The sequence below is a fragment of the Methylobacterium oryzae genome, assembly GCF_036441375.1.
Taxonomy (GTDB): domain Bacteria; phylum Pseudomonadota; class Alphaproteobacteria; order Rhizobiales; family Beijerinckiaceae; genus Methylobacterium; species Methylobacterium oryzae_A.
In genome coordinates, this window is sequence record NZ_MLCA01000020.1 from 1 (window position 1) to 12536 (window position 12536).

9 protein-coding genes are annotated in these 12536 nt (G+C 71.8%); 2 read left to right on the forward strand and 7 right to left on the reverse strand.

Going from position 1 to position 12536, the window contains the following annotated elements:
* Positions 1–98: 98 nt before the first annotated feature.
* The 3 genes from MOTC310_RS32705 to MOTC310_RS32715 are packed head-to-tail and all read right to left on the reverse strand — an operon-like array spanning position 99 to position 4881.
* Entirely contained in the window at positions 99–644 is a 546-nt protein-coding gene (locus MOTC310_RS32705; RefSeq protein WP_331304793.1) for a (2Fe-2S)-binding protein, read from the reverse strand.
* Complete coding sequence (locus tag MOTC310_RS32710) at positions 641–3478, reverse strand: xanthine dehydrogenase family protein molybdopterin-binding subunit (RefSeq protein WP_331304794.1); 2838 nt, start codon at positions 3476–3478, stop codon at positions 641–643. The genes MOTC310_RS32705 and MOTC310_RS32710 overlap by 4 nt, the downstream gene beginning before the upstream one ends.
* Before the next feature lie 11 nt (positions 3479–3489).
* Positions 3490–4881: a nucleobase:cation symporter-2 family protein gene (locus MOTC310_RS32715; RefSeq protein WP_331294830.1), complete on the reverse strand. Its 1392-nt coding sequence runs from the start codon at positions 4879–4881 to the stop codon at positions 3490–3492.
* A gap of 440 nt (positions 4882–5321) precedes the next feature.
* Here MOTC310_RS32715 and MOTC310_RS32720 point away from each other — a divergent pair, with 440 nt between their 5' ends.
* Entirely contained in the window at positions 5322–6680 is a 1359-nt protein-coding gene (locus MOTC310_RS32720) for an 8-oxoguanine deaminase (protein ID WP_331304795.1), read from the forward strand.
* 350 nt (positions 6681–7030) lie between these two features.
* Here MOTC310_RS32720 and bhcD read toward each other — a convergent pair whose 3' ends face one another.
* The 4 genes from bhcD to bhcA all read right to left on the reverse strand — a co-directional run bounded on the left by bhcD (position 7031) and on the right by bhcA (position 11480).
* Positions 7031–7996 (reverse strand): iminosuccinate reductase BhcD, encoded by a 966-nt coding sequence (gene bhcD, locus MOTC310_RS32725; protein ID WP_331294833.1) that lies wholly within the window; start codon positions 7994–7996, stop codon positions 7031–7033.
* A 145-nt stretch (positions 7997–8141) separates the two neighbouring features.
* Positions 8142–9299 (reverse strand): 3-hydroxy-D-aspartate aldolase BhcC, encoded by a 1158-nt coding sequence (gene bhcC, locus MOTC310_RS32730; RefSeq protein WP_419539225.1) that lies wholly within the window; start codon positions 9297–9299, stop codon positions 8142–8144.
* 19 nt (positions 9300–9318) lie between these two features.
* Positions 9319–10278: a beta-hydroxyaspartate dehydratase BhcB gene (gene bhcB, locus MOTC310_RS32735; protein ID WP_331294835.1), complete on the reverse strand. Its 960-nt coding sequence runs from the start codon at positions 10276–10278 to the stop codon at positions 9319–9321.
* A gap of 11 nt (positions 10279–10289) precedes the next feature.
* Entirely contained in the window at positions 10290–11480 is a 1191-nt protein-coding gene (gene bhcA, locus MOTC310_RS32740; protein ID WP_331304796.1) for an L-aspartate--glyoxylate aminotransferase BhcA, read from the reverse strand.
* Positions 11481–11667: 187 nt separating this feature from the next.
* Between bhcA and bhcR the strand changes: the two genes are divergently transcribed.
* Entirely contained in the window at positions 11668–12516 is an 849-nt protein-coding gene (gene bhcR / locus MOTC310_RS32745; protein WP_331294839.1) for an HTH-type transcriptional regulator BhcR, read from the forward strand.
* The last annotated feature ends 20 nt before the right edge of the window (positions 12517–12536 follow it).

Genomic DNA, 12536 nt, shown 5'->3' on the forward strand with positions numbered 1-12536 from the left:
GAGGCCGGCCGCCGAGACGGCCACCGCGAGGGCGGCGGCGAGCCCGGCGCCGACGCGCCGGGCGGGGGTGGTGAGGGACGGGATCCGCACGGCGCGCCTCAGGCGGTCACCAGACCGGGGGTCGCCAGCACGAGGTCGCGCACCGCCTGATGGTAGCGGACGTAGCCGGTGCAGCGGCAGATGTGGCGGTCGAGGGCCTCGGTGACGACCCGCTCGACCTCGTCGCGGCGGATCGGCTCGCGGCGCAGGCGCTCGATGAGCACGCTCGCCCCGGTGACGAAGCCCGGCGTGCAGTAGCCGCACTGGAAGGCGAAATTCTCGATGAAGGCCTGCTGGACCGGCGAGAGCACGACGGTGCCGTCCGGCGCGGTGCGGGCATGGCCCTCGACGGTGCGGATGCTCCGTCCCTCGAACCAGTGGGCGCCGGTGATGCAGGCGCACATCTCCCGCGGGCCGGCGGCCTCCTCCAGCATCACCGTGCAGGCGTGGCAGATGCCTTGCCCGCAGCCCATGCGGCTGCCGGTGAGGCCCAGCCACTCGTGCAGGACGTCGAGCAGGCTCGTGCCGACGGGGACGGGGATCGGACCGACCGCCGCGCCGTTCACGCGGAGCGAGAGGTCCTTGATCTCGATGGCGGCGCTCATGCCAGTGCCTCGCGGATGCGCTCGGGCCGGATGGGGAGTTCGTGGAAGCGGTGGCCGATCGCGTGTGCGACGGCGTTGGCCAGCGCCGGGACGACGGCGATCATCACGACCTCGGCGATGCCCTTGGGCGGGTCGGTCTCGGAGAGCGGCGGCAGGATCTCCACCGTCTGGTTCCACGGGGCCACGTCGCGGGCTCGGGGAAGCTCGTAGCGGTTCCAGTTCCACGTGCCGTCGCCGGGGCCGTCCTCGTAGAGGGGCAGCACCTCCTTAAGGGCGTGACCGATCCCCATGGCGAGGCCGCCCTGCACCTGGCCGGAGATCAGTTCGGGCACGATCTGGCGGCCGCACTCGAGGATCGAGTGGTGGGACAGGATCGTCACGTCGCCGCTGGCGGTCTCGACCGCGACCTCCGCCAGGGTGGCCATCGGCGCGTAGTAGGTCGTGCCGACATTGTTGCGCTGGGTCGGCGGGTAGAAGACCGCCGCGCGGGGCACGAAGTGCCAGCCCGCATCCGCCATCAGGGCGCGGCGCTCGGGCGGGGCCCCGGCGCCGTAGCGCACCGCCAGGGCGTCGATCGGCAGACGCGTCCGGCCCGTTGCGGGCAGGTCGAACTCGGCCTCGGCCCATTGCCAGCGGTTGAAGGTGTGGAGGGTCACGCCCACCGGCAGCCCGAGCCGGTGCGCCTCGGCGGCCACCGCCTCCAGGGACAGCGGCGGCAGGCCGCCGCCCAGCACTTGCCCGTCCACCAGCCGCAGCTCATCGCGGGCGACCACGTGGTAGGAGGCCAGCGCCCCGCCGCCGCCGCCCCGCGCCCAGAGCGCGCGGGCGGCGGGCCAGACGGCGTGGTCGACGAGGAACCGCGCGGCCGTCCGGGTGGCGTGGCCGAGGTAGTAGGCGGAGTTGGTCGCGCTCATCGGCGAGGTGAAGCGCGGGGTCCAGCGGGGGTTCTGCGCCCGGCGGTCCTCCTCTTCCTGGGACGTCGTGTAGGGCTGGTCGGAGGTCTCCAGCGGCATCTCGGGCCAGCGCACCACGCCGAACGCGGTCTCCGAAGGCACCCGGCCGAGGATCTCGGCCACCATGACCGCCTGCGAGGTGGTGACGCCCGGGCCCATCTCGTGGGCGACGTGGCGCAGGCTCAGGCGGCCCCGCGGGTCGAGTTCCAGCGACGCGACCGCCGCCTCGGCGCCCGTGCCGTAATCCTTGTGCACCTGCGCGAAGCCGACGCCGTAGCGGCGGCCGGGATGGGCGGCCTCGTAGGTGGCCTTGCGCGCCGCCCGGTCCCGCCAGAGCGGGTGCGCGGCGGCCTTCGTCAGGATCTCCGCGTTGCGCAGCGCCCCGGCCGGGACCGCGCCCTGGCTGTTGCGCTGGCCCGAGCGGAGCACGTTGCGCAGGCGCAGGTCGATCGCGTCGATGTCCAGGAGCGCCGCCGCCTCGTCGACCATCATCTCGGTGGCCGACATGGTCTGGAGCGTGCCGAAGCCCCGGGTCGATCCGGCCTCCACGGCCCGCGAGGCCAGAGCGATCGCCTGGAAGTCGCTCTTCGGCAGGTAGTAGATCGACTGCGCCGCGGTGGCGCCGACGAAGGAGACCGCGACGGAGTAGTTGGGGCGCCCGCCGCCGTCGCAGGCGAAGCGCCCGGTCATGGCCCGGAACCGGCCGCTGGCCCGGTCCACCAGCAGGACGTTGTCCATGCGGAAGGCGTGGCGCTTCAGCCCGTTCTGGAACTGCTCGAACCGGTCGTTGGCGAGGCGCACCGGCCGGCCGCCCGCGTAGAGCGCGGCCACGACGCAGAGGAACGGGAAGATGTGGTGGTCCTTCGTCCCGTACCCGACCGTGTAGCCGACCTTGAGATCGACCTCCCTGAGCGGGAACCGGGATTTCGAGACCAGCGCGGCGGCGGCCTCGGCCACGTCGTAGGGCGACTGCGTCGCCATCATCAGGCGCAGCGTGCCGGTGTCCGGATCGTACCAGACGTTGCCGTTGTCGGCCTCCATGGCCGAGGCGTCCGTCGACTGCGACCGGTAGGTCCGCCGCATCACCAGGGCGTCCGCGCCGGCGCCGTCGATCTCGGCGGCGATGGCGGCGGCCGCCGCCATGCCCCGGGCGAAGGGGCCGTCGTCGCCGGCCTTCGGCCAGGCGGGCTCGTCGCCGGAGAAGCCGGCGAAGATCGGGGACTGCGCGAACGGCGAGAACCGGTCGGGCGCGTCCGGCGCGTCGCCCTCGATCCGCACCCAGCGCGAGGCGCCGTAATGGGCCGGCGGCCTGGGACCGGTCTCGGCGCCGTACTGCACGACGTCGTCGGCGAAGCGCAGGGCGCGCTTGGCCGCGGCGAAGCGCGGGAAGTCGGCGTAGATCAGGATCGCCACCGGCTGCCCGAGCAGGCGCGGCGTCTCGCCCTGCGGCACGAGGAACCAGTCGCCGAAGAAGTCGGCGTGCGGGACCGAGACCCCGTCCGCCACCAGGTCCTCGTGCCGGACGATCCGGTCCGGCCGCAGGGCGGCCGGGAGCCGCGACAGGTCGATGCCGGTGAAGCGGCGGTCGGCGCGGGTCGCCGCGACGAGGAAGGCGTGGGCTTGGCCGTCGGGCCAGCCGGCGAGGTCGCGGGCCCGGTAGTCGCGGGAGAAGGTCTTGGCGCCCGTGACCTTGGCGACGGCGTCGAGGCGGTAGCGGGGCCGGCCCGGCGCGGCCCACGGGGAGCCGGCGGACAGGCCGGTCTCGGCGAGCTGGGCCCGGGCCGGGGGCGCCAGGAAGGAGACCTTCACGGCGACGCCCGCCGCCGCGCCGGCCTTCAGGAAGTGGCGCCGCGAGAGCGCCTTGATGGTCTCGGCCGACATGGCTTCTCCCCTCAGGCCCGGTCCAGGACGGCCGTGTGCGGGAAGGCGAGCTCCGCGTCGGCGACGCGGTGCTCGGCCCCGGCACCGAGACGGTCCGAGTTCAGCAGCAGGTTGAGGACGATCGCCCCGATGGCGCCGAGGGTGATCCCGCTGTGCAGGATCGGCCCGGCCCAGTCCGGCGCCGTGGCGGCGAAGAGCTTCGGCGCCGCCATCGGGATCAGGCTCAGGCCGATGCTGACCGCGACGACGATCTGGTTCCGGCGATCCCCGAGATCGGCGCCGCCCACGATCTTGAGGCCCGCCGCCGCGACCATGCCGAAGATCACGATGCCGGCGCCGCCGAGCACGGCCGGCGGGATCGACGCCACCGCGAAGGCGACCTTGGGCAGGAGGCTGATGCCCAGGATGATGAAGCCCGCCGCGACCGTGACGTAGCGGCTGCGCACCCGCGTCATGTTCACGAGGCCGACGTTCTGGGAGAACGAGGTGTGCGGGAAGGTGTTGAGGCAGCCCGCGATCAGCGTCGAGAGCGAGTCCGCCATCAGGCCGCGGGTCAGGGTCCGCTTGTCCACTGGGCGCCCGACGATGTCGCCCACCGCCAGGAACATGCCGGTCGACTCGACCAGCGTGACCATCATGACGATGCACATCGCCGCCACGGCCGTCAGGTGGAAGGTCGGCCAGCCGAAGTGGAACGGCGTGACGAGGGCGATGAGCGGGCGCTCGGCCAGCCCGTCGAGGCGGAACAGGCCGAGCGGCCAGGCGAGGCACAGGCCCGCGACGAGGCCGATCAGCACGGCGACGTTGGCGACGAAGCCGGTGGCGAAGCGGCTGACCACCAGGATCACCGCCAGGACGAAGGCGGCGACGCCGAGATGGACCGGGGCGCCGAAATCGGCGGCCCCGAAGCCGCCGCCCGCCCAGTTGATCCCGACCGGCAGCAGCGTGACGCCGATGATCAGGATGACCGTGCCGGTGACCAGCGGCGGGAAGAAGCTCGCGAGCCTGGAGAAGAACGGCCGGAGCAGCAGGCCGAACACACCCGCCCCGATGGTCGCGCCGAAGATGCCCGGCAGGCCGATCGTCGGGTCCTGCGCCATCGCCACCATCGGGCCGACCGCCGCGAAGCTGACGCCCATGATGACCGGCAGGCGGATGCCGAAGATCCCCAGGCCGAGGGACTGGATCAGGATCGCGATGCCCGTCACCAGCAGGTCGCAGTTGATCAGGTAGGCGACCGTCTCGGTCGGCAGGTTCATCGCCGCGCCGAGGATGAGCGGCGGCGCGACAGCCCCCGCACTCATCACGAGCACGTGCTGCATGCCGTAGGCGAGGAGCTTGGGAAGGGGCGGGATCGCGTCGACCGCGTCCACCTCGCGCGTTGTCCTGTCGTGAGACGTCATGGGCGTGTCCTCCGCCAGCCGGGACCTGTCGAGGCGTCGTCCCGTGATGGTGTCGTCGGGGACCCGGCAGCGGTGGCCGGACCTCTTCCGGGTCCGGGCCGCCAGGAGCGGGTGTGGGGCCAGTCGCAGGGCGGGCCGTGGCGGCCCACCCGGGGGCGGGGGAGCGGGCTCTCGGCGGCCGCTCCGGGGTCATGCGCTGCCGACTTGGCTGGCTCTCAAACCTTGCATGGCTGGCCGCGAACGCCATGCCGGGATTTCAGAAGCAGTTTGCGAAAAATCGCCAAGGTGGCCGGTCGCGGCTGCCGTATGCTGCGGCCCGCTGACGGCCCCGAGACGGTGCGCCCGGCACGGCGTTCCTGCCGCCAGAGGGCGGCATCTGGCCGTGGGGAGGCGTCGCGGCCCGTCCGGCGCGGCCTCCAGGGCGCACCCGGAGAGACGCGATGACCTCCCTGCTGCTGACGAACGCCGACATCCTGGTGACGATGGACGCGCAGCGCCGGGAGATTCCCGGCGGCGCGGTCTACGTGGAGGACAACTGCATCGTCGCCGTCGGCCCCGCCGCCGAGGTGCCGCAGCGGGCCGACACCGTGCTCGACATGCGCGGCCACGCGGTGATGCCGGGCCTCGTGAACACCCACCACCACATGTACCAGACGCTGACCCGCGCGGTGCCGGCCGCGCAGGACGCCGAGCTGTTCGGCTGGCTGAAGGCGCTCTACCCGATCTGGGCCCGGCTCACACCCGAGATGGTCCGCGTCTCGACGCAGACCGCGATGGCGGAGCTGATCCTCTCGGGCTGCACCACGTCGAGCGACCACCTCTACATCTACCCGAACGGTTGCCGGCTCGACGATTCCATCGAGGGTGCCGAGGAGATCGGCATGCGCTTCCACGCCGCCCGCGGCGCGATGAGCGTCGGGGAGAGCGCGGGCGGACTCCCGCCGGACTCGGTCGTCGAGGACGAGGCGGCGATCCTCGACGACACGCGCCGTCTGATCGAGCGCTGGCACGATCCGGAGCGCTTCGCCATGCGCCGGATCGTGGTGGCGCCCTGCTCACCGTTCTCGGTGAGCCGCGGCCTGATGCGCGATGCCGCCGAGCTGGCCCGGCACTACGGCGTCTCGCTCCACACCCACCTCGCGGAGAACGACGACGACGTCCGCTACAGCCTGGAAAAGTTCGGGATGACCCCGGCGGAGTACGCCGCCGACCTGGGCTGGACGGGCCCCGACGTGTGGCACGCCCACTGCGTCAAGCTCGACCGCGCCGGCATCGCGCTGTTCGGCCGGACCGGGACCGGGGTGGCGCACTGCCCCTGCTCCAACATGCGCCTCGCCTCGGGCATCGCGCCCATCCGGCAGATGCGGTGCGCGGGCGTGCCGGTCGGGCTCGGCGTCGACGGCTCGGCCTCCAACGACGGGTCGCACATGCTGGGCGAGGCGCGGCAGGCCATTCTGCTCGCCCGCGTCGGCTTCGGGCCGGCGGCCATGACCGCGCGGGAGGCGCTGGAGATCGCGACGCTCGGCGGCGCGAAGGTGCTGAACCGGGACGATATCGGCGCGCTGGCCCCCGGCATGGCGGCCGACATCGTCGCCTTCGACCTGCGCGGCCTCGGCATGGCGGGGGCGCTGCACGACCCCGTCGCCGCCCTCACCTTCTGCGCGCCGCAGACGGTGGCCTGGAGCGTCATCAACGGGAAGATCGTGGTCCGCGAGGGCCGCCTGACGACCCTCGACACCGGGGCGCTGGCCGCCCGCCACAACGCCCTCGCGGCGGCCCTGGTGCGCGGTGAGGCGTAGGCCGCCCCCTCCCCCCGCAGAGGGGCTCGCGGGTCCAGACATCGGGTTCGGCGGGACGGCTCCGGGATCGGGCGCGCGTCCCCATCCGCGTCGATGTCCGCTGGAGAGTTGAGAAAATACTGGCACGCAGAGATGAGGGTGAGAATAATGCCCCTTAAAACTTCTTCGATCGATCATCTCTGCGCGACCGTCTTTGCGAGCGGAGCGAAGCAACCCATAGCAGCGCAACGCCTGTAAAGGTCGCGCGACCCTGGGTCACTTCACTTTGCTCGTGATGACGGCGAGGAATGCGTCAACCGAAGCATTCGGCCGGAAACTGTATTGCCCTCGGGCCGCGCCCGTCGCGCCTGTCAGAAACCCACCTCCGTCGCCAGCCCCTTGGCCACCGCGCGGTCGACCGCCACCGCGGCGACCGCGAGGTCCTGCAGCCCGACCCCGGTGCCGTCGAAGACGGTGATCTCGGACTCCGACACGCGGCCGGGGTGATCGCCGTTGATCACCGCCCCGATCTCCACGATGGAATCCGCGGCGAGGAGCCCCCGCGCGACGGCGTGCTGCGCCTCGCCGATGCTGACCGACTGCGCGACCTCGTCGGTGAAGACCGTTGCGCCCGCGAGCAGTTCGGCCTCCACCTCCTGCTTGCCGCGCGTGTCCGTCCCCATGCAGGCGAGGTGCGTGCCCGGCCGGACCTGCGCGGCCTTCAGGATCGGCGCGAACGAGGACGTGATCGTCACGACGACGTCGGCCTCGGACCCGAGCCGGTCGAGGTCGACCGCCTCGAACGGCACGCCGTACTCCCGCGCCACCGCCTCCATCCGGCCGAACATGCCGGGATGCAGGTTCCACGCGAGGACCCGCTCGAACGGCCGCTGCGCCAGCGCGGCGCGCAGCTGGAACGCCGACTGGTGGCCCGCGCCGATCATGCCCAGCACCCGCGCATCTTTGCGGGCGAGGTGCTGGACGGAGATGGCGCAGGCCGCGGCCGTGCGCAGCGCGGTGAGGAGGTTGCCCCCGACAACCGCCTTGCAGCGGCCGGTATCGGCGTCGAACAGGAACACCGTCGACTGGTGGTTGGTCAGGCCCTTCGCGGCGTTGCCGGGCCAGAAGCCGCCGGCCTTGAGGCCGAGCGCGAGGCTGTCCCGGTCGAAGCCCGACTTGAAGCCGTAGAGCGCGTCGGCGTGGCCGATGGCTTCCCGGACGACCGGGAAGTTGCCGGCCCGCCGCCGTGCCATGGAGGCGAAGACCTGCTCGACGGCGCTGAAGCACTCCGCCTCGGTCAACAGCCCGTCGATCGCGTGCTCGGGAACGATGATCATCGCGGATGTGTCCTCAATTCGTGAGCCGGCATGTCGCCCTCGTCATCGCGGGCGTCGCGAAGCGACCCAGGGCAGCGGGCCCCGTCGAGGCGCGTCCCCGGATCGCTGCGCCGCGCTCGCGATGACGGACGGTGTGCAGGGTGCATCAGTAGGCCTTGCCGCGGGCCGAGACCGGCCAGAGCGTCTCGACCCGGCCGTTGCGGACGCCGACATACCAGTCGTGGACGTTGCAGGTCGGATCGCAGTGGCCGGGGACGAGGCGCAGACGGTCGTTGACCTTCAGCCGGCCCTCGGGATCCTCGATCACCCCGTGCTCGTCCGAACACTTGATGTATTTCACGTCGTCGCGGCCGAAGACGAAGGGCAGGCCGGAATCGACCGACTGCACCTTCAGGCCCGCGTCGCAGATCGCCTTGTCGGCCTTGGCGTGGCTCATCACGCTGGTGAGAATGAACAGGGCGTTCCTCCACTCGCCCGCGTCGATGCGGTTGCCGTCCCGGTCGCGGATGCGCCCGTAATCGGCGTCCATGAACGCGTAGCTACCGCATTGCAGCTCGTTGTAGACGCCGGATCCGGCCTCGAAATAGTAGCTGCCGGTGCCGCCGCCGCTGACGAGTTTCGGCTCGAGGCCCTCCCGGTTCAGCGCCGCGACGGCGTCGCGCACCTGGGCGATGGCCGCGTCGAGCTTGGCCCGCCGCTCCTCGTAGCCGTCGATGTGCTGCATGGCGCCCTGGTAGGCCTGGAGTCCGGCGAAGCGCAGGTTCGGCGCGGCCGCCACGGCCTGGGCGATCGCCACCACCTCGGGCGTGGTCCTCACGCCGCAGCGGCCGGCGCCGCAATCGATCTCGACGAAGCAGTCGAGCTGCGTGCCGTGTCGCTGCGCCGCCGCCGAGAGGTCGGCGACGTTCGCCACGTCGTCGAGGCAGACGATGATTCGGGCACCGTGCAGCGGCAGCCGCGCCAGCCGGTCGATCTTGCCCGGGTCGCGCACCTGGTTCGAGACCAGGATATCCTTGATGCCCGCGCGGGCGAAGACTTCCGCCTCCGAGACCTTCTGGCAGCAGACCCCGCAGGCGCCGCCGAGGCTCTGCTGGAGCTTCAGGATGTCGACGGACTTGTGCATCTTGCCGTGGGCGCGGTGGCGCATCCCGTGCGCCTTGGCGTAGTCGCCCATCTTGCGGATGTTGCCTTCCAGCGCGTCGAGATCGACGATCAGGCAGGGCGTCTGGATCTCGTCCTCGCGCATGCCGGGCAGCGCGGGGACGTCGAAGCCGACCTCGAGATCGGCGGATCGGGCGTTCATGTGCATCGTGAGCCTCCCGTTATTGCCAGGGCAGCGCGTCGAGATCGACGTTCCCGCCCGTGATGATCACGCCCACCCGCTTGTTCGCGAAGAGGGGGCGGTTCTTCAGCACCGCCGCCAGGGCGACGGCGCTCGACGGCTCCATGACGATCTTCAGCCGCTTCCAGATCAGCTGCATCGCCGCGACGATCTCGGCCTCGGAGACCGTGAGGATGTCGGCGACATGGTGACGGACGAAGTGCCAGGTGAGGTCCTTCAGCGGCACCTTGAGCCCGTCCGCGACCGTCACGGGCGCGTCGTCGGCGATGATCCGCCCGGCCTTCAGGCTGCGATGGGCGTCGTCGGCCTGCTCGGGCTCCGCCGCGTAGACGGCGATGTGCGGGGCGAGCCCGGCCAGCGTCAGGCAGGTGCCCGATACCATGCCGCCGCCGCCGATCGGGGCGATCACCGCGTCGAGATCCGGGACCTGCGCGATCAGCTCGCGGGCGCAGGTCGCCTGCCCGGCGATGACGCGGGGATCGTTGTAGGGATGCACGAACTCCGCACCGGTCTCGGCGACGACTTCGGCGAACACGGCCTCGCGCGATGAGGTGGACGGCTCGCACTCCACGACCCGGCCGCCGTAGCCGCGCACGGCGTCCTTCTTCGCCAGGGGCGCGGTGCGCGGCATCACCACCGTGCAGGGGATGCCGCGCCGGCCCGCCGCGTAGGACAGGCAGGTGCCGTGGTTGCCCGACGAGTGGGTCGCCACGCCCCGCGCGGCCTGCGCGTCGGTGAGGCTGAAGACGGCGTTCGAGGCGCCCCGCGCCTTGAAGGCGCCGGCCTTCTGCAGGTTCTCGCACTTGAAGAACAGCTGCGCGCCGGCGGTTTCATCGATGATCCGCGAGGTCAGGACCGGCGTCTCGTGGATGTAGGGCCGGATGCGCTCGTGCGCGGCCAGGACGTCGTCGAGGGTGGGCGTAATCAGGGCGCTGTCCATGGCGCTCTCCCTCAGGCGGCCGCGCGCAGGCCGGCGGCCGGGCCGCGGCGGTACACCGCCTGCGCGGCCGCGACCCCCGATCCCAGCGCGATGCGCAGGCCGAGATCGGCCATCGCCATCTCGGCCGCGGCGATCCCCGACAGCGCCATCACGTCCGTCAGGCTGCCGAGGTGGCCGATGCGGAAGACCTTCCCGGCCACCTCGCCGAGGCCGACCCCGAAGGCCACGTCGTAGTGGCGCGCCGCGTGGGTGACGATCCGCGTGGCGTCGAAGCCCTCCGGGGTGCGGATCGCGCTCACCGTGTCCGAGTAGAGGTCCGGGCGCGCGGCGCAGAGTTCCAGGCCCCAGGCGGCGACGGCGGCGCGGATCCCGTCCGCGATGCGGCGATGCCGGGCGAAGACGGTGTCGAGCCCCTCGGCCAGGAGCAGTTCCGTCGACAGCTTCAGGCCGTTCAGGAGCCCGACCGCCGGCGTGTAGGGATAGGCGCCGTTTGGGTAGCCCTTCGCCATGTCGCGGATGTCGAAATAGGTCCGCGGCAGCGTGGCCGTCGCCGTGGCGGCCATGGCCTTGGGCGAGAACGCCACGATGGCGAGGCCCGCGGGCAGCATGAAGCCCTTCTGCGAGCCGGTCACGGCGACATCGACGCCCCACGCGTCCAAGCGGAAATCCATGGACGCGATCGAGCTGACGCCGTCGACCAGAAGCAGGGCCGGGTGGTTGCTGGCATCCAGCGCGCGGCGGACGGCGGCGACGTCCGAGCGGACACCGGTCGCCGTCTCGTTGTGCGTGACCAGCACGGCCCGGATGCGGTGCGCCTTGTCGGCCGCGAGGGCCTCGGCGAAGCGATCCGCCGGAAGCCCCTCGCCCCACGGGGCCTCGATGACCCGGACATCGAGGCCGTGGCGGCGGGTCATGTCGATCCAGCGGTGGCTGAACATGCCGTGGCGCGCCGCCAGCACCGTGTCGCCGGCGCTGAGCGTGTTGGAGAGCGCGGTCTCCCAGCCGCCCGTCGCCGTCGACGGGAAGATGAACACCTCGGCGTCCTCGCTCTTCAGGACCTTCTTCACGCCGGCGAGCGCCGGATGAAGGATCTGCGCGAACAGCGGCGACCGGTGATCCAGCGTCGGCATGTCGGCTGCGCGGCGAAGCACTTCCGGCATGTTGGTCGGGCCGGGAATGAAGACGGGATTCTGTGCGAACATCGGCGGCGCTCTCCTCCAATACGGGAACGATAGCACCGCCGGAACCGGTTTTATATTTTCTTGAAAAACTTTTTCAGCGACGCGCGGGGCGCGAAAAGACGCGATCCGGCAGGGCCTTATCTTTTTCCGTTGTGAGAAAAATTTTTCCACCCTAGGGAGAGGTGGGGTCGGYGAGGGCGAGGACGCCATGGATTCGGGAAACCGGCGCCGCGGGCGGCCGAAGGGGTTCGGGGGCGCCAAGCCGGCGGCGACCATCCAGGCGCTCGACCGCGCCCTCGATGTCCTCGACGTCCTGGCGGGCGGCGACGGGCTGACGCTCTCGGAACTGGCCGGCCGGCTCGAGCAATCGGTCGCGACCATGCACCGGGTGCTCGCGACGCTCGAGCGCCGCGGCCTCGTCGAGATCAGCGCCGACAAGCAGGAGTGGCACGTCGGCGCGGAGGCCTACCGGCTCGGATCGGCGTTCCTGCGCCGCCACAACGTCGTCGAGCGGAGCCGGTCGATGATGTGGACGCTGATGCAGGAGACCGGCGAGACCTCCAATCTCGGCGTCGAGAAGGACGGCAACGTCCTGTTCGTCAGCCAGGTGGAGACCCACGAGACGATCCGCGCCTTCTTCCCGCCGGGCTCCCTGTCGCCGCTGCACGCGTCGGGCATCGGGAAGGCGCTGCTGAGCACCTACGCGCCGGCCCGGACCGAGCGCCTGTTCCGGGGAAAGACTTTCGCGCGGTTCACCGACAAGACCATCGGCTCACTTGACCAGCTGCGCGACGACGTCGAGGCGACCCGCCGCCGAGGCTACGCGATCGACGATGAGGAGCGGAGCATCGGGATGCGCTGCGTCGCCGCCCCGATCCTCAACGTCCACGGCGAGGCCATCGCGGGGATCTCGGTGTCGGGGCCGACGCACCGGCTGTCCGACGAGAAGCTGCGCGCGATCGGCGAGCGGGTGCGAAAGGGCGCCGCCGCGGTCTCGCGCGCCCTCGGCGCGCCCGCCAAGGCGACCACCGCGCCGGACGAGGCCGACCGGGACTGACCCGGCGAGCCCCCGGCGCG